Annotated in this window: 13 protein-coding genes; 2 read left to right on the top strand and 11 right to left on the bottom strand. The window is 67.7% G+C overall.

Annotation, left to right across the window (positions count from 1 at the left end; all coding sequences use genetic code 11):
- Positions 1-120: 120 nt before the first annotated feature.
- The 7 genes from ACFTWF_RS07770 to glf form a co-directional block, all read right to left on the bottom strand.
- Positions 121-1116, bottom strand: coding sequence for an alpha/beta hydrolase (locus ACFTWF_RS07770; protein WP_378460677.1), 996 nt, complete (start codon positions 1114-1116; stop codon positions 121-123).
- Between the two features lie 293 nt (positions 1117-1409).
- On the bottom strand, positions 1410-2420 hold the full coding sequence (locus ACFTWF_RS07765) for an alpha/beta hydrolase (protein WP_378460676.1): 1011 nt from the start codon (positions 2418-2420) through the stop codon (positions 1410-1412).
- A gap of 338 nt (positions 2421-2758) precedes the next feature.
- The gene (gene zomB / locus ACFTWF_RS07760) at positions 2759-4678 is read right to left on the bottom strand and encodes a flagellar motor control protein ZomB (protein WP_378460895.1); all 1920 of its coding nucleotides are present in this window, start codon (positions 4676-4678) and stop codon (positions 2759-2761) included.
- A 1-nt stretch (position 4679) separates the two neighbouring features.
- The gene (locus tag ACFTWF_RS07755; protein WP_185727003.1) at positions 4680-5585 is read right to left on the bottom strand and encodes a decaprenyl-phosphate phosphoribosyltransferase; all 906 of its coding nucleotides are present in this window, start codon (positions 5583-5585) and stop codon (positions 4680-4682) included.
- Positions 5582-6100, bottom strand: a complete 519-nt coding sequence (locus ACFTWF_RS07750) for a phosphatase PAP2 family protein (protein WP_378460675.1) — start codon at positions 6098-6100, stop codon at positions 5582-5584. Before ACFTWF_RS07750 ends, ACFTWF_RS07755 begins: the two co-directional genes overlap by 4 nt.
- A complete protein-coding gene (locus ACFTWF_RS07745; protein ID WP_378460674.1) occupies positions 6081-7997 on the bottom strand; it encodes a glycosyltransferase in 1917 nt (638 codons plus the stop codon). The genes ACFTWF_RS07750 and ACFTWF_RS07745 overlap by 20 nt, the downstream gene beginning before the upstream one ends.
- Positions 7994-9211, bottom strand: a complete 1218-nt coding sequence (gene glf, locus ACFTWF_RS07740) for a UDP-galactopyranose mutase (protein WP_378460673.1) — start codon at positions 9209-9211, stop codon at positions 7994-7996. Before glf ends, ACFTWF_RS07745 begins: the two co-directional genes overlap by 4 nt.
- A 147-nt stretch (positions 9212-9358) precedes the next feature.
- Between glf and ACFTWF_RS07735 the strand changes: the two genes are divergently transcribed.
- On the top strand, positions 9359-10465 hold the full coding sequence (locus ACFTWF_RS07735; protein ID WP_378460672.1) for a glycosyltransferase: 1107 nt from the start codon (positions 9359-9361) through the stop codon (positions 10463-10465).
- Positions 10466-10473: 8 nt separating this feature from the next.
- Here the strand turns inward: ACFTWF_RS07735 and ACFTWF_RS07730 are convergent, their stop codons facing one another.
- Positions 10474-12051 carry a SpoIID/LytB domain-containing protein gene (locus ACFTWF_RS07730; protein ID WP_378460671.1) on the bottom strand — a complete coding sequence of 526 codons (1578 nt, stop codon included), beginning with the start codon at positions 12049-12051 and terminating at the stop codon, positions 10474-10476.
- Positions 12052-12286: 235 nt separating this feature from the next.
- Here ACFTWF_RS07730 and ACFTWF_RS07725 point away from each other — a divergent pair, with 235 nt between their 5' ends.
- A complete protein-coding gene (locus tag ACFTWF_RS07725) occupies positions 12287-14422 on the top strand; it encodes an N-acetylmuramoyl-L-alanine amidase (RefSeq protein WP_378460670.1) in 2136 nt (711 codons plus the stop codon).
- A 30-nt stretch (positions 14423-14452) separates the two neighbouring features.
- Here the strand turns inward: ACFTWF_RS07725 and ACFTWF_RS07720 are convergent, their stop codons facing one another.
- The 3 genes from ACFTWF_RS07720 to ACFTWF_RS07710 are packed head-to-tail and all read right to left on the bottom strand — an operon-like array spanning position 14453 to position 16815.
- Positions 14453-15274, bottom strand: coding sequence for an HAD family hydrolase (locus ACFTWF_RS07720; protein ID WP_378460669.1), 822 nt, complete (start codon positions 15272-15274; stop codon positions 14453-14455).
- Between the two features lie 44 nt (positions 15275-15318).
- Positions 15319-16050 (bottom strand): lysophospholipid acyltransferase family protein, encoded by a 732-nt coding sequence (locus ACFTWF_RS07715; RefSeq protein ID WP_378460668.1) that lies wholly within the window; start codon positions 16048-16050, stop codon positions 15319-15321.
- Positions 16051-16059: 9 nt separating this feature from the next.
- Complete coding sequence (locus tag ACFTWF_RS07710; protein ID WP_378460667.1) at positions 16060-16815, bottom strand: lysophospholipid acyltransferase family protein; 756 nt, start codon at positions 16813-16815, stop codon at positions 16060-16062.
- Positions 16816-16835: the final 20 nt, after the last annotated feature.

The following is a 16835-nucleotide window of genomic DNA, read 5'->3' as shown; positions in this document are numbered from 1 at the left end:
TCTCTGCGCGTCGAGGCCGGAGCACGGAGCACGGCCTCGCGTTCCGGTTCTTTCTACACGCAAACAACAGACGAGTGGGGGTGCCGCGCTGTTACAGCTGGTGCAATTGTTACGTCCCAGCTACCCGATCGTGTTGCCGAGGTCGCCGGCCAGATCGTGGATCTGCTGCTGCCAGTAACGCCACGTGTGGATGCCGCGGGGCGGGAAGCTGTAGGTGACGTTCTGCGCGCCGAGGGTCGCCATCTTGACCTGGAACGCACGGGTGTTCGCCAGCGACAGAGCCTCGAGGCTCGCACCGGTGGTGGCGTTGAACACGTCCACGCCGCTGGTCGGCGCCGGGCCGCCGGGGGCCGGGATGCCGTTGGCGGCGGACACCCACAGGCGGGTGTTGTTGTCGCGGAGCTTGTTCGCGAACACGAACGGGTCGTTGCGCAGCCACGCCGGGTTCCACGGCGGGCCCCACATGGCGTCGACGTTGTAGCGGCCGGCGTCGAGCATCGCGACACGGATCGCCTCACGCATGCCGGGAGCCGAGATGTTCAGGTACCCGGACAGCGAGCCCGCGTAGTTGAACTGGTCCGGGTGGTAGGCGGCGAGGGTCAGGGCGGCGCTGCCACCCATCGACAGGCCGATGACGCCGTTGCGGGTCGACTGGAAGCCCAGACGGTTCGCCAGAGCGTCACGCAGTTCCTCGGTGAGGAACGTCTCCCACTTGTACGGCGTCTTCTGGCCGTTGAAGTTCGAGTTCGACAACCAGTCGGAGTAGAAGCTGGACTGCCCACCGACCGGCTGGACGACGTTGATGTTCTGCGAGGCGAGGAACGGGCCCGCGTCGGTGTTGATCTCCCAGCCACTCAGGTCGTCCTGCGCGCGCAGACCGTCGAGCAGGTAGACGACGCGGTTGGTGTTGCCGTCGGCGGCACGCCAGATGCGGCTCTTGACCGGCCCCATGCTGGAGTCGACCCAGAAGTCCTGCGCGGCGGGGTCGAAGGCGGCGGATGCGGTTGCGCCGCCGCCCACCATGGTCACGCCCAGAGGCAGTGCGACCGCCAGAGCAATTGCGGCGGCAGTACGCCTGGCCCATCCGCTTGTTCTCGTCGAACCCCCAACTCGCATGAACTCGTCTTCCCTCCGCTTGATGCGTCTCGCGCCGCGGCCGCGGCAACCACTCGATATTTCTCGTGAAAATCTCACGTACAGACGCCACCCGCACAGCGATCACTGCGCGGGTGGCGTCTCGACGGAATCACCTTACTGACAAAACGTTCCGTTGTGCACTCCCGGAGGCGAACGGATTCCGAGGCATTCCTCTCACCTCTCCGATGCGGGACGGTGCATTTCAGAACGCACGAGTGCCGCCCCGCCGGTGAGGCGGGGCGGCAGTCGCCACGAACGTGGTGGCGTCTAGATCACCAGGCGCCGAGCGTGTCCAGGATCTGGCCGCGAGCCTTCCACAGCTCCGCACCCCAGTACGGCCACGAGTGCGTGCCGTTGGCCGGGAAGTCGAAGGTGGCCGGAACGCCCAGGCTGGCCAGACGCACCTGGAAGGCACGGGTGTTGGCCAGGGCGAGGGCTTCGAGGCCCATGCCGTTCGCGGTGTTGTAGTAGTCGATCGGAGCGCTCGGGTGGTCGAATTCGCCGGGCAGACCGCTGGCGGCCGAGATGAACATCGACAGGCCGTTCAGACGCGGAGCGAACACGAACGGGTCGTTGCGCAGCCACGCCGGGTTCCACGGCGGGCCCCACATCGAGTCGACGTTGAAGCGGCCGGCGTCGAGCATCGCGACACGGATCGCCTCACGCATACCGGGAGCCGAGATGTTCAGGTACCCGGACAGCGAACCGGCGAACTTGAACTGGTCGCGGTGGTACGCGGCGAGGGTCAGGGCGGCGCTGCCACCCATCGACAGGCCGAGGACGGCGTTGTTGGTGCGCGAGACGCCGTAGTTGGCCAGGAAGTCGGGCAGTTCCTGCGTCAGGAACGTCTCCCACTTGTAGGTGACGGGCTGACCGTTGAAGTTGCTCGCCGAGTACCAGTCCGAGTAGAAGCTGGACTCGCCACCGACCGGCATGACCAGGGTCACGTTGTCGTTGCGGTACTGGTCGAATGCGTTGGTCTCGAAGCTCCACGCGTTGCGGTCGTTTCGGGCACGCAGACCGTCGAGCAGGTACAGCGCGGAGCTACCGCCGCGGGCCGCCCACTGGACCTGGACCTTGATCGGACCCATGGAAGAGGGAACCCACAGTTCGTCGTAGCCACCCGCCGGCGCGGTCTTGGCGGGACCCGCGTGCGTCGGTGCTGCTGCGGCGACGGCTCCACCAGCGATTCCTGCGCCCACAGGCAGTACCAGTGCGACGGCACCGATGGCCATCGCACGCTGCTTGAGGCGCTGAGACAACCTCGGTCTGGCAAAACGCATGAATACTGCTCTCTCTCTTCGTCTGCGGACTCCGCCAACTGGGCGGCTCCGGCGGATTCCGTCGGGGAACAGGCGACCTGCCGGCCCGGGCGTGAAGCCGGGTCGGCAGCGGACCTCTTCCAAGTCACACTGCGCTCGGTGGACTGTATGTCACCCGAAGTTCCCTGACAAACGCTCGCAGAGCGTTTTCCGGAGAACTTCCAGACCACCGTCACTGATGACTCATCATCGACGTACATCGTCGCCGACAGTTCCAGCGTTACACAAACGAGATCTGATGTTCCGACATCGAGATCTGCCCGGGACGCCGCAGTGACACGGACCCCGCCCGGTTCGCCCTATTTGGCCGGATCCGGGAACGGGGGCTCGAGATTGCACCGCTGAATTTCGTATGCGGGAACTCGCTCGATTCGATAACTCGCGAAATGCAGCGCGTCCTTGAAATTCTGCTTGAAACGCGGCCACGTCAGTTCCGAACGATACGACGTCAGCAGATCCTGGGTCTCGGGGCACGTGAGCGCGACCCGAGCCTCGGTCACCCAGTCCTCGTCGAGGAATCCGGGCATCCACGGATGTTTGTCGATCATTCCCGTGTCGACCACGACCCAGTCGGGGTACAGGGCCTTGTCGTGCCCGATGCGGCCGTCGTCCAGGCGCGCGGTGTGCGCGGCGAGCGGATACGCCAGACCCATCTGGTCCAGCACCCGCACGTCGAGGCCGACGTTCATGCTCGTCATGCCGAGGTTCAGGAAGTACACGGTGTGGCCTGCACCGCCGTCCGGGATCGGAAGGGGCGGTGGGACGACGAACCAGTACGTGTAGTCGGCGGACGGGATGAGCAGGCCGCCGTCGGGGGTGTCCGCGATGGTCTGGACCATGGCCCGCATCCGCGGGTAGTCCAGGTAGTCGTCGGCACGGATCGGGTGCGCGTGTCCGGTGTTGAGGACGTAGAACGCGCGTTCGTCGACAATTCCGGAACGACCGACAACGGCACCTTCCGGCATTCCCGTGGTGTTGGCGGCGAAGAATGCCCACACCACGGTGCCGACCCACAGGATTGCCATTGCCAGGAATGTCCACGATTCCTTATTTCGCCCCCAGGACGCACGGTCCGGAATTCGCACCGGAATAACCGCGACGGGAATGATGAAACAGAACAGGACGGGAAGAAGCACTCGGCCGTGCATGAAATCGCCGCCCACCCGCAGCGAGTACAGACCGAGGATCAGACCGCTTCCGAGAATGAAGACGACCACGGCATTCTGGGTGCGCAGCCACCCGCGCAGGCGGGTCAGCCGGTTCCCGTCGGTGTGACGAACACCATCGCGGATGTGCTTGTCCCCGCCGCGCCAGGCGAGCATTGCGCCCGCGAAGAGGAACACCAGCGGCAGCCACAACAGGTAGGGGCCGAGCAGGTTCCACAGGTACGCGAAGCCCTGCGACCACTTGGCACCGCCGGCGTCCTTCGACACCGCGGTGTTGGGGTACGGCAGGGCGTAGTAGCCCATCCGCCAGATCTGGTAGCCGACCGGGACGATGCCGGCGACGAAGACCATCGCCACCCGCACCTTCCACGTCGGACCGGGCGCGAGGAAGATCATGGCCAGCGACAGCACACCGAGGATCGCCAGTTCGGGGCGCACGAGCGGCCCCATGCCCGCGATGAACGCGAGGACCAGCACCGACGTGGTGGACGGGGCGGCCGCCTGGCTCCAGCGGACCAGCAGCAGCCACAGCAGCGCGATCCAGAAGATGACGAGACAGCTTTCGAGCCCCGACGTCGCGAAGTCGCGGGCCGGGGGCACCGCGATGTAGACGAGCACACCGGCGGGCATCAGGAACAGCGTGCCGCCGGCCGCGAAGGACCCGCCGCGGTACAGACGGGCCGTGCCGAACATGGCCAGCGCGATCGCCGCGGTCGACAGGATCAGCGCGATCGTCAGGACGACGTATTCGAGCCGGGCCTGGGAGAGCCAGCTGAACGCGTAGACGATGTACGTCCACGCGGTACTGGTGTTGGCCTCGACACGCTCGCCCGCGTTGAAGACCGGACCGTTGCCCGCGAGCAGGTTCCGGACCGTGCGCAGCACGATCAGGCCGTCGTCGGCAATCCATCGCCGTTCCCAGGCACCCCAGAACATCAGGAGAGCCGAGATGGCCACACCCCCGAGGAAGACCACCCTCGAGAGGATGGCCTTCCGGTGGCGTTCGGTGGTCCGCTCCGCGGCGGCGTCCGAGTCCTCGGCGCCTCCTACCAAGTCAGACGAGGTAGACAGCGACACCCACCACTCCGATCCAGGCAATCGCGAGGAGTTGGAGGACACGGTCGCCCAGTGCGATCTCCTCGGGCTCCCCCGCCTCGCCGCCGTCGACGTCGACGGCGTAACGCAGGATCGCGATGGTGAACGGCACCATGGAGATGGCGTACCAGTTGGTGCCCTTCAGGTCGTCCTGCTGGAACGCCCAGAGTCCGTAGCAGAGCACGACCGCGGTGGCGCTGAGCGTCCAGACGAAACGCAGGTACGTCGTGGTGTAGTTCTCGAGGGACTTGCGGATCTTGGCGCCGGTGCGTTCGGCGAGCTGCAGTTCCGCGTACCGCTTACCGGCCGCCATGAACAGCGAACCGAATGCCATGACCAGCAGGAACCACTGCGACAGCGCGATTTCGGCGGCCACACCACCGGCGATGGCGCGCAGCAGGAACCCGGACGAGACGATGCAGATGTCGAGCACGGCCTGATGCTTGAGGCCGAAGCAGTACGCCAGCTGGATGCCGATGTAGACGGCCATCACGACCGCCAGCTGCCAGTTGGCGAGGAACGACAGGGCGAGCGATCCGCCGAGCAGCACGACCGCCATCGCATACGCCAGGTTGACGGGCAGCACACCGGCGGCGATCGGACGGAACCGCTTGGTGGGGTGCGCGCGGTCCGCTTCGACGTCCATCGCGTCGTTGACGAGATAGATGCCGGACGCGGCCATGCAGAACACCACGAAGGCGAGCGCGACGGGAAGCAGGACGTCGGATTCCGTCGCCGTGCCCGCGGCGACGGGAGCTGCGAGGACCAGGACGTTCTTGACCCACTGACGCGGGCGGACGGCCTTGACGATGCCTGCCGCCAGGGACGTCGGGGGTCCGGTGACGACGGCCGGTTCCTCGCTCATTTCTCTCCAAACTTCTGCTCGGCCTTCAGCACCGCGACCGCGGAGGCGGCCCCCAGGGCAGATCCGGCGAGCACATCGGTCGGGTAGTGCACTCCCAGAACGAGCCGGGAGAGCAGCATCGGCGGTACCAACAACGCAGGCAAGGGTAGCCCGGTGAGGCGGCCGAGCAGCACGGCAGCCGCGGTCGTGGACGTGGCGTGCGAGGACGGGAAGCTCAATTTGCTGGGCGTCGACACGTTGACCTGGATCGACGGGTCGTTCGGCCGGGGGCGGCGGACGATGCGCTTGATCACGATCGAGGCCGCGTGCGCGCCGACGGCGCCCACTGCGACGCCCGCCCACTGGCGGCGGCGGGGCTTGTCGACGGCTGCGCCGAGTCCGGCGACGGCCACCCACCCGAGGGCGTGCTCACCGAAGTGGGACATCCCGCGGGCGGTCGAGACGACGCCGGGCCGGTTCGCGATGGTCGACTGGATGGTCTGCAGGATCTGGACCTCACTGGATGCCGAAGACACGTTCCCACCTCTCCTTGCTGGTCAGGGCAGGAACGGCGTCCTGGTACTCGCGCTTGAGTTCGGGGAACCGCTGCGCGAGTTCGCGGCGCAGCCGGATTGCTTCCTTCAGCAGTTCGAGTGCCTGCTTGGGGTTGCGCTTGCGGTAGACGACTCCTCGCCCGTCCGCGGTGGTGACGGTGACGCCGTCCACCTGCGACAGCAGGAACCATCGCGCGTCGAGGGTGGGGACATTGAGCTGGGGCCGCTCGTAGTGCTCCTCGTGCGCCGGCTTCACGTTGTGGACCAGGCCCTTGCCGAGCCGCACGATCTTCGCCAGCGGATTGCGGGGTTCCCCGACGGCGCCGACCTCGGCGCCCGAGGGCAGCGGCAGGCTCGTCGACGACGGCAGGACCACGGCGTCCGGGTACTCCTTGCGCATCGCGTGGACGTTGCCGAGCGCGGTGGGTAGCAGTTCGAAGATGTGCTCGGGACCCTGCAGGAAGTCGGCGATGGCCTGGTTCTGGATCGCGACCGTCGAGTACTCGAGGCACAGGAGGTGCTTGATCGTGGCCTTGACGGTGTTGATCACGAGTCCGCGACCGTTGCCCGGCATGTGCAGGGAGGCGACGACGAGCCGGTTCCGCAGGTGGAAGTACGCCTGCCAGTCGATGGCGTCGTCCTTGTCGCTCCACGCCATGTGCCAGATCGCGGCACCGGGCATGGTGACGGTCGGGTAGCCGGCGTTCCGGGCGCGCAGGCCGTATTCGGCGTCGTCCCACTTGATGAACAGCGGCAGCGGCTGACCGAGTTCCTCGGCAGCCTGCCGCGGGATCATGCACATCCACCAGCCGTTGTAGTCGACGTCGATCCGGCGGTGCAGCAGGCGCGAGTTCTCGCGGTCGCTGAGCGGGTAGCGGGAGAAGTCGTGGTCGTACTCGACGTTGGGTGCGGCCGTCCACATGAAGATGGACCGGTCGACGACCTCGCCCATCGAGTGCAGGTGGCTGCGCTCCTGGAGGTTCAGCATCTGTCCGCCGACGAGCATCGGCGTCTTCGCGAACCGGGACATGGCGAGCGCGCGCAGGATCGAGTCGGGCTCGATCTCGATGTCGTCGTCCATGAACAGGATGTGCTGGCAGTCGGTGGTCTTCAGCGCCTCGTACATGATCCGGCTGTAGCCACCGGACCCGCCGAGGTTCGCCTGGTCGTGGATGGCCAGCCGGTCGCCGAGGGCTTCCGCCGCCTCCGTGAAGCCGGGCTCGTCCTTGACCTTGCGGGTGCCCTGGTCCGGGATGATGACGGCCTTGACCACGTCCATGACGAGTTCGTCGGACGCCAGCGCCGTCAGTGCCTTGACGCAGTCGGTCGGCCGGTTGAACGTGGGGATGCCGACGGCGACGGTGGCCGCACCGGGAGCCTCGACCGGCGCGTACCAGCCGGCGCACTCCAGCACGACCTCCGTGTCGGAGGTGATGTCGAACCAGATCCAGCCGCCGTCCTCGAACGGGGCGAGTTCGATCTCGAACTCCAGCGCGGCGTCACTGTCCTGGAATTCGCGACCTTCCACGTGGATGCGCGACGAGTCGGCCTTCGACCGGTACACGTCGATGCGGCCGTGCCCCGACAGCTCGAGACGCAGCACCACGGAGCTCAGCGTGCTCCACCGGCGCCAGTAGCTGGCCGGGAACGCGTTGAAGTACGTGCAGAACGACGCCTCCGACTCGGCGCCCACCGCCAGCGACGTCCGCGACAGCGAATGCGCGCGGCGGCTGTTGGTCTTCGCCTCCTCGAGATAGAGGGTGCGGACGTCGAGCGGCTCACCTGCGCGCGGCAGGATCACCCGCTGCAGCAGCGACTTGCCCAGTAACGGGGCGTCCTCGGTGACCTTCTCGGATTCGAGCAGATGCCGGGCGCTCATTCGGCATCCCCCACGAGATCCACACCCGATTCGAAGTGCGGACGCAGGGAGTTGTCGAACATCGAGAGCGCGCTGGCGATCGCCATGTGCATGTCCAGGTACTGATAGGTGCCGAGACGGCCACCGAACAGAACCTTCTTCGTGGCCATCTCTTCCTTGGCGCGGTCGCGGTAGGCGCCGAGCTTCGCGCGGTCGTCGGGGGTGTTGATCGGGTAGTACGGCTCGTCCTTGCTCTCGGCGAACCGGGAGAACTCCCGCATGATGACCGTCTTGTCCTTCGGGTAGTCCCGCTCCGGGTGGAAGTGGCGGAACTCGTGGATCCGGGTGAAGGGCACGTCGGCGTCGTTGTAGTTCATGACCGGCGTTCCCTGGAAGTCACCGGTCTCCAGCACCTCGGTCTCGAAGTCGAGCGTGCGCCAGCCCAGCTCGCCCTCGGAGTAGTCGAAGTAGCGGTCGAGAGGTCCGGTGTAGACGACGGGGGCGTCGGGGCTCTCCGCGCGAAGGTCGTCGCGGACGTCGAACCAGTCGGTCTCGAGCCGGACCTCGATCTTCGGGTCCTTCGCCATGTTCTCGAGCCACGCGGTGTAGCCGTCGACGGGCAGGCCCTCGTACGTGTCGTTGAAGTAGCGGTTGTCGAACGTATACCGCACTGGCAGCCGGGTGATGTTCCCCGCCGGCAGGTTCTTCGGGTCCGTCTGCCACTGCTTGGCCGTGTAGTCGCGCACGAACGCCTCGTACAGCGGGCGACCGATCAGGGAGATCGCCTTCTCCTCCAGGTTGGACGCGTCCGCGGAGTCGATCTCGCTCGACTGCTCGGCGATCAGCTTCCGCGCCTCGTCCGGGGTGAAGTAGCGCCCGAAGAACTGCGACACCAGGCCCAGCCCCATCGGGAACTGGTACGCCTGTCCCTTGTGGAGCGCGAACACCCGGTGCTGGTAGTTCGTGAATTCGGTGAACTGGGTGACGTAGTCCCACACCCTCTTGTTCGAGGTGTGGAACAGGTGCGCTCCGTACTTGTGGATCTCGATTCCGGTCTCGGGCTCGGCCTCCGAATAGGCGTTTCCGCCCAGGTGGTGACGACGGTCGAGCACCAGCACACGCTTACCCAGCTGTGTTGCTGCACGCTCGGCGACGGTCAGTCCGAAAAATCCCGAACCGACGACGATGAGGTCGTACCGGCCAGGGGCGGTTGTCTCTGGGGTTGCAGCGGTCACGATGAACCAGGGTAAGCGACTCCGCCGCCTGTGCGCGGCCAAGGGGGGCACGGACCCCTTCCGCACGCACGAGGAGTTCTCCCTGTATTCACCGGTTCTGCAGGCCTCGTTGTTCCCTCCGACGCGGCGATCGAGCTACATGAGCGGGTGCGCATCGTCCAGCTGGCGAACTTCTACGGACCGCGGTCGGGTGGACTCCGCACCGCCCTCCACAACTGGGGTCAGGGGTACGTCGGACGCGGACACGAGGTGATCCTCGTCGTCCCAGGTCAGCGCGACTGCGAGGAGCTGTTGCCGAACGGGGTCCTGCGGATCACGCGCTCGGCTCCCACCATCCCCGCGACCGGCGGATATCGCGTCGTCAACCCGCGCCGGGTGGCCGACGTCGTGAGCGGGCTGCGTCCCGACGTCCTCGAGGTCTCCGACCGGCTCACGCTGCGGGGTTTCGGGGGCTGGGCCCGGGCCCGCGGGGTCCGCAGCGTGGTCGTGTCACACGAACGCCTCGACCGGCTACTCGGCCAGGTCCTCCCCCGTCGGGTGGCCCGCAGCTGGGCCGATGTCGCGAACCGCCGGATGGCGCGGAACTACGACGCCGTGGTCTGCACGACCGACTTCGCCAGCGAGGAGTTCACCCGGATCGGTGCCCCCAACCTGCACCGGGTTCCGCTCGGTGTCGATCTCACGATGTTCCACCCCGGCAAACACGACCAGGTGATGCGCGACTCCTTCGCCGACCCGGCGCAGCGCTTCCTGCTGCACTGCGGCCGGTTGTCAGTGGAGAAGCAGGTGGAGCGGAGCATCGACGCGGTCCGGTTGCTGCGCCGCCAGGGCCACGACGCCCGGCTCGTCATCGCCGGCGACGGCCCCCGTCGCGAATCCCTGCAGTACCGGGCCCGGGGGCTCCCCGTGCACTTCACCGGGTTCATCAGCGACAAGGGCCGCCTGGCGTCGCTGTTCGCGTCGGCGGACGTGTCGCTCGCGCCGGGACCACACGAGACGTTCTGCCTGTCGGCGCTCGAGTCGCTGGCGGCGGGCACCCCGGTGGTCGCGTCACAGTCGTCGGCTCTCGCCGAGATCATCACACCGGGCTGCGGCGCGCTCGCCCGCGACCGCGGTCCTGCGTTCGCAGACGCGGTCAGCGACGTTCTCGAGATCCCGTCGCGGACGCGCCGGGCGTCGGCGCGGCGGCGGGCCGAGGACTTCGGCTGGGCCGAGTCCGTCGACGGAATGCTCGCCGTGCTCGAGGGAACCTGAGGCATGCCCTAGCTGCCGCCGGTCGGTAGCCACTCGCGGAGCACACTGGCGTCGATCACCTGTGCGCCCAGTTTCTTCGTCCAGATGATGGTTCCGTTGGTGAACATCCGGAACTTCCCCGCCTCGGACGGCAGCATCATCTCCGGACCGACGGGTGCTCCCAGCGTGCTGTTGACGCCGCCGAGTTCCTTGTACTTCTCCGCGATCGGCGAGCCCTCGGTGGTGCCGACGGTGTCGTGGTCCTCACCCGCGGACGCGAGGGTGGATTCGGGTACCTCGGGTGCGGCCGGGGGCGCGGGAACGCCGAGCCCGTCGCCGACTGTGAACCAGTCGGACTTGAGTTTCAGCTTGGCTCGCGCCTCGGCGCCCGTGGCCTCCGCGGTACCCGAAGATCCGACCACCTTCACGCCGGTGACGCGTCCGCCGTCGACCCCGAAGTTGTTGCGGGTGATCACCTCGAACGATTCGAGGTCTCCCACGTTGAACGCGGACGCGATGTCGGCCGCGGTCAGCGTCACCGTCCAGTCGTGGTTCGGCGACACCGTGTCACCCTGGTCCTCGACGGCCGGGAACTCGCCGCCCGCGGTGTATCCGCCTGTGGACGAGGAGAACTCCGCCGCGACCGGCTTGTTGTCCTTCGTCAGGATCATGCCCTCGGTGGAGCGGACGGCGTCGGTGGTCCGCGGATCTTCCTTCGCGGACCCGCCGTACACCTGGCAGCTCTGGGTGTCGCAGGTCTTCGCGTACTCCTGACGATTCTCGGCGGCGGCGTAGGAGCGTGCCGCGACAGCCTGCGCCCGAAGCGCCTCCGCCCCACCGTTATCGGCCCAGTCCGCTTTCGCCTCGGCGGGCACGACGCCCAGCAGGTAGTCGTCCATGTCGAGGACGTTGACGGTGCGCATGGCGGCGCCGTCGAGCGCGACGCCGAGGGCGCCGCGGTAGGGGGTGTCGCCGGCGCACAGCTTGAGGTGCTCGGTGACCGGACGGTCCGGGGCCAGGTCGATCGGGTCGACCCACGGGTGGTCGGTGGCGTCCTGCCACAGGACGTCGCCAGCGCATCCGCTGGTGACCACGACGTTGGCGCCGCCGTCGGCGGTGGGGGTCAGGTGGACGGCCTCCCCCGGTCCGACGGGTTTGCCGGCGACGACCGCGCCTGCGTCGGAGTAGACGTCGAGCGGCTGGTCGTCCCTCGCCTGCAGGCGCACGCTGATCTGGGCGTCGGCGAGGGTGCCGAGCGTGGTCCCGCCGTAGTAGTGGCCGAGGATGCGCTCGGCTGCCCAGCCCTGATCCTTCGCGTACCCGTAGGCACCCCACTGGCCCATCCCGCGGCCGTGGCCGTTGCCGTGACCGGACAGCGTGAACGGCGTGTCGGACGCCACGGTTTCCCGGACCTCCTGACCGGAGGAACGCAGATGGACGACCACGCCGGTGACGGCGCCGACCACGAGGACGGGCGCGATGCCGAGGGCCGACGCGCGCAGGAATTTGGCCCTGAACCCGCGCGGGGCGGGAGGGCCCGCGATGTACCGCCTCCTGCGGGTCCAGGCAGGCCTACCTGCACGAACCCCGAATTCGGTCTTCGCCATCACTGCACTCCTCATCGCTGAACAACGAGCGCTGAGACGAGTGTGCGACTCATCTCAGCGGGTCCGAGAAATTCGGGATAAAGTCTCAATGTAAGGTTGAGCGTTATGGACCTGTGTGACTAGTGTGGCAAGAGTGATTGGAGTTAGCAACAACAGTCTCTTCCGTCACATGAGCATCACGAGTTGCAGACACGCGAGGTCGCTCGCAGGAAACTACAACTGAGGAGAGTCCCCCTTGCCGCACCGTCGACCGAAGCCCTCGATCGTTCTCGGGGCTGTCGCCGCTCTGGCTGTCGCAAGTCCCGTCGCGGTCTACGGCATCAGTAGCGCACCCTCCGATGTCCGATCCACGAACGAAACCTCCAACTCCGCAGTGTCCACCGAGATCGCGCAGGTCGTGCTGTCGCAGATCCCCGACATCGTGATCCCGCTGAAGGAGCTGACCGGGCTGAACCTGCCCGACGTCAACATCGGCGACCTCCGCAACCTGAAGATCCCCCCGTACCTCCACATCCCGAGCAATCTGCAGCTTCCCGGGGGAATCCAGATCCCGAACCTGCAGATCCCGCTGAAGATCCCCGCCCCGGGCGACGTTTCCGATCCCGCGATCCTGCCGCCCGCCGATCAGCAGCCGGGCGCGATCGTCAAGGAACTGTCCCGTGACACCCCGTTCAGCATGGTGGCGCTCACGTCCGAGACGCTGGCGTCCGCGGAGTCCAAGGTCCGCGCGCTGCAGGCCGACGGAACGTGGGGGCAGTGGGTCTCCCCCGACATGATCGACACCCGCCGCACCGACAAGACGGCGTCGGACGGCACGGTCGCGACCGAACCCGTGTACGTCGGGCTGACCAAGGCGATCCAGATCCTGACGCCCACCTCGGTGCCCGCAGCCGCCGGCGTGCCCGCACCCGGAGCGGCACCCGCCGCCCCGGCCCCCGAGGCGCCCGCTCCCGCACCGGCCCCCGCCGCCGACGGGGCCGCGCCGCTCGGCTACATCCCCGCCGCCGTCAACACCCCGCTGCGTCAGCAACCGGCGCAGACCGGCGCCGACGACGTCACGGCCGTGCTCATCGAACCGGGCAGCAGCCCGGCCGACTCCACCCTCAGCGACATCGCGAGCCCTCTCGACAGCGGCGGTCCCAAGGTCATCAGCCGCCAGCAGTGGGGTGCGGACGAGTCCATCCGCTGCCAGGACCCCGACTACGACGACTTCATCGGTGGTGCCACCGTCCACCACACCGCGGGCGCCAACGACTACTCGAAGGCCGAATCGGCCGAGATCGTCCGCGCCATCTACGCGTACCACGCGCAGACTCTCGGCTGGTGCGACATCGGCTACAACGCGCTGGTCGACAAATACGGCCAGATCTTCGAGGGTCGCGCCGGCGGTCTCGACCGTCCCGTCCAGGGCGCACACGCGGGCGGATTCAACGAGAACACCACCGGCGTCGCGATGATGGGCGACTTCTCGACCGAGGATCCGCCGCAGGCCACCCTAAATGCCGTCGGCAAGTTCCTCGGCTGGAAGCTCGGCAAGGCCGGACTAGATCCACTCGGTGAGACGACGATGTACTCCGAGGGCACCGAGTTCACCCCGTACGCGCAGGGTGAGGCCGTCGACCTGCCGGTGATCTTCGCGCACCGCGACGTCGGGAACACCTCCTGCCCGGGCGATGCCGCGTACTCGCACATGGACGAGATCCGGCAGATCGCGGCAGCCAACCTCAGCGGCGGCAACGCGTCCCTGGCCTCCGACGCACCCGCCAGTGAGGCTCCGGCACCGTCCGGCGGTCCCGGCACCGATGCGAGTGGCCACCTCGGCGCGGGAATCCCGGCCCTGGTCAACGAGCTGTTGCGGCTCACCGACCCGTCGCCGGTCGCGCAGAAGTGGGTCGCGGAGGGCGGTGACACCGGCCGGCTCGGCCAGGCGATCACCGGACTGCTGCAGGCCAAGGCGGGGAACTCGGGCGCAGAGTTCACCAACGGCGCCGTCTTCACCTCGCCCAACGGCGGTGTGTGGGCTGTCCTCGGTCAGATCTTCAAGACGTGGCAGAGCCTCGGCGCGGACAATGGCGAACTGGGTCTGCCGACCAGTGACGAGTACACGATCCCGGGTGGTCTGCGCACCGACTTCGAGAACGGTTCGCTGATCTTCAACGAGCTCACCGGCATCGTCACCAAGGTTCTGAAGACGTACAACGACACGTATGCGGAGACCTACAAGAACGGGGCCCGGGTGGATGCCGCGGCACCCGTCGCACCGCCCGCGGACCCGGCGCAGGTTCCACCGACTCCGGAACCCGCTCCGGCACCGGCCCCGGAACCCGCTCCGGCGCCTGCTCCGGAGCCCGCCCCGGCTCCGGCCGGCTGATCAGGTTCACCCTCTCGGGCGCTGGTGGTCTCAGGACCACCAGCGCTCGAGCACTTTCGCGACCCCGTCGTCCCAGTTGGTGGCGGTGACCTCGTCGGCGACGGCCTTGGCGTCGGGATGCGCGTTCTCGACGGCGACACCCCGGCCCGCGAGGTTCAGCATCGGAATGTCGTTGGGCATGTCGCCGAACGCCACGATCTGCGACGCCGTCACGCCGAGCCGTTCCGCCACCAGCGCGAGACCCGACGCCTTCGTGATCCCCGACGCCGACAGTTCGATCAGCCCGTTGTCGGTGGAGAACGTGACGTCCGCGCGGCCCCCGATGTGCGGCGCGAGCGCGTCCACCATCGCCTGACTCGACATTCCCGGCACCCGGATCAGGAGCTTCACCGCCGGGGCCGCCACCACCTCGTCCTCCGACATCTCGGTGTTGTCGGGGTTGAGCCAGGCGTGCTGGTATCCGGGGGAACTCACGAACTGCGGCGTCGCCGCGTCGTGGGCGCTGACGCCCACCCGCTCCGCCGCGAGTCCGGCACTGGGGAGCACGTCGAGCGCGATCGCCGACAGCCACGTGAGGGTGTCCACGTCGAGGGTCTCGGCGCTGAGCACGCGGTCGCTGTCGCTGTCGTAGATGACGGCGCCGTTGGCACAGACGGCGAGCGGCGCGTAACCGAGTCCCTCGACCACCGGATGGATCCAGCGCGGGGGCCTGCCGGTGGCCAGCACGAACGGGGTTCCCGACGCGACCACCGACGCGACGGCGTCTCGGGTGCGGGCGCTGACGCGCTCGTCCTCCCCGATCAGGGTGCCGTCGACATCGGACGCTACAAGGCTCGGTCGGTCTGGGCTCACCCGGCCATTCTGCCTGCCGAACCGGAGACGCCGCCGGGCGGCCGTTACCCCGCCCCGCGTCGCTCGGCCTCGCGGCGGTCCATCTCGGTGGCCTCCTCGACGGTCGGCGCGGTGCCGCCGAGACGTCGGGGCACCCAGTAGGCGCCCGCCGGATGGTCGAATCCGTCCTGCACCCGGCGCAGGATCGCGTCCATGTGCTCGTGCAGCGTCTCGGTGAGCGCTTCCGCCGGTTCGTGCGGCGCGATCGGCGTGCCAACCTCGACGGTCACCGGGAACCGATGCCGCCCAAGATGTCTCGGCTGCCCCTTGGTGGCGATCCGCTGGGCACCCCACACGATGACGGGCACGAGCGGCACCTGCGCGTCGATTGCCATGCGGGCCGCACCCGACTTGAAGTCCTTGATCTCGAAGCTGCGGCTGATGGTCGCCTCCGGGTACACGCCCACCAATTCGCCCTCGCGGAGCCGCTCCACGGCGGCGAGGTACGCACCGGCGCCCGCCGTCCGGTCGACGGGGATCACCCCGCACCCGCGCATGAGAAACGCCATCACCTTGTTGTTCGCGAGTTCGGCCTTCGCCATCAGCCGCAGCTTCCGGTCGACCGCACCGACCGCGAGCGCCAACTGGACGAAGTCCAGGTACCCGGTGTGGTTGACCGCGAGCACCGCACCACCCTCGGCGGGGATGTTCTCCAGGCCGATGCGCGTGATCCGCAGCCCCTGGAATAGGGACAACGCCTTGGCCGTCGACTCGACAGCCGTATAGACAGGCTCCATCGGCACCGACTAGCTACCGGTCTCCCGGGCCTTGCGGGACGCCGCCTTCGCCTCGGCGTCGGCGGCGTCCATTTTGTTCGCTTCGTCCAACGTCGGCGCCGAACCGCCGAGACGGGCGGGCACCCAGTACTCGCCCGCGGGGTGCTCGTACCCCTGCTGGAGGTCGGTGAGCATCGCCGTCATCGTGGCGTGCAGCTTCTCGGTCAGCTCGGATGCGGGTTCGAACGGCTGGATCGGCTCACCGACGGCGATCGAGATGGGAGTGTTCGTGCGGCCCAGCCGCTTCGGGAACCCCTTCGTCCACACCCGCTGCGCACCCCAGATGACCACCGGGACGATCGGCACGCCCGCCTCGATCGCCATCCGCGCGGCACCCGATTTGAATTCCTTGATCTCGAAGCTCCGGCTGATGGTCGCCTCCGGGTAGACGCCCACCAGTTCGCCGCGACGCAGGAAGTCGACGGCCGCCTTGTACGAATCCGCGCCGGCGGCCCGGTCGACCGGAATGTGCTTGAGCGCGCGCATGATCGGGCCCGAGATCTTGTTGTCGAACACTTCCTTCTTCGCCATGAAGCGGACGTACCGCTTGACGCGGCGGGCCGGAAGTCCGGCGTAGGTGAAGTCCATGTAGCCGGTGTGATTGATCGCGATCACCGCCCCACCCGTCGCCGGAATGTGCCGATCGCCCTTGACCGTGAACTTCAGCCCCTCGAGGGCGAATACGGTGCGGGCGATGCCGATGACGGTGCGATAGACGGGTTCCACAATCGGCTAGCGTAGCCGGG

The sequence above is a fragment of the Rhodococcus sp. NPDC056960 genome (assembly GCF_042674125.1).
Classification (GTDB): Bacteria; Actinomycetota; Actinomycetes; order Mycobacteriales; family Mycobacteriaceae; genus Rhodococcus_F.
Note: the sequence above shows the minus strand (reverse complement) of the source record. Positions and strands in the feature narration are given on the sequence as shown.

Excerpts from the sequence above, each read along its gene's own strand:
- ACFTWF_RS07745 (WP_378460674.1), bottom strand. The coding sequence starts at position 7,997 with ATGAGCGCCCGGCATCTGCTCGAATCCGAGAAGGTCACCGAGGACGCC.
- ACFTWF_RS07765 (WP_378460676.1), bottom strand. The coding sequence starts at position 2,420 with ATGCGTTTTGCCAGACCGAGGTTGTCTCAGCGCCTCAAGCAGCGTGCG.
- ACFTWF_RS07755 (WP_185727003.1), bottom strand. The coding sequence starts at position 5,585 with ATGAGCGAGGAACCGGCCGTCGTCACCGGACCCCCGACGTCCCTGGCG.
- ACFTWF_RS07730 (WP_378460671.1), bottom strand. The coding sequence starts at position 12,051 with ATGGCGAAGACCGAATTCGGGGTTCGTGCAGGTAGGCCTGCCTGGACC.
- ACFTWF_RS07715 (WP_378460668.1), bottom strand. The coding sequence starts at position 16,050 with ATGGAGCCTGTCTATACGGCTGTCGAGTCGACGGCCAAGGCGTTGTCC.
- ACFTWF_RS07770 (WP_378460677.1), bottom strand. The coding sequence starts at position 1,116 with ATGCGAGTTGGGGGTTCGACGAGAACAAGCGGATGGGCCAGGCGTACT.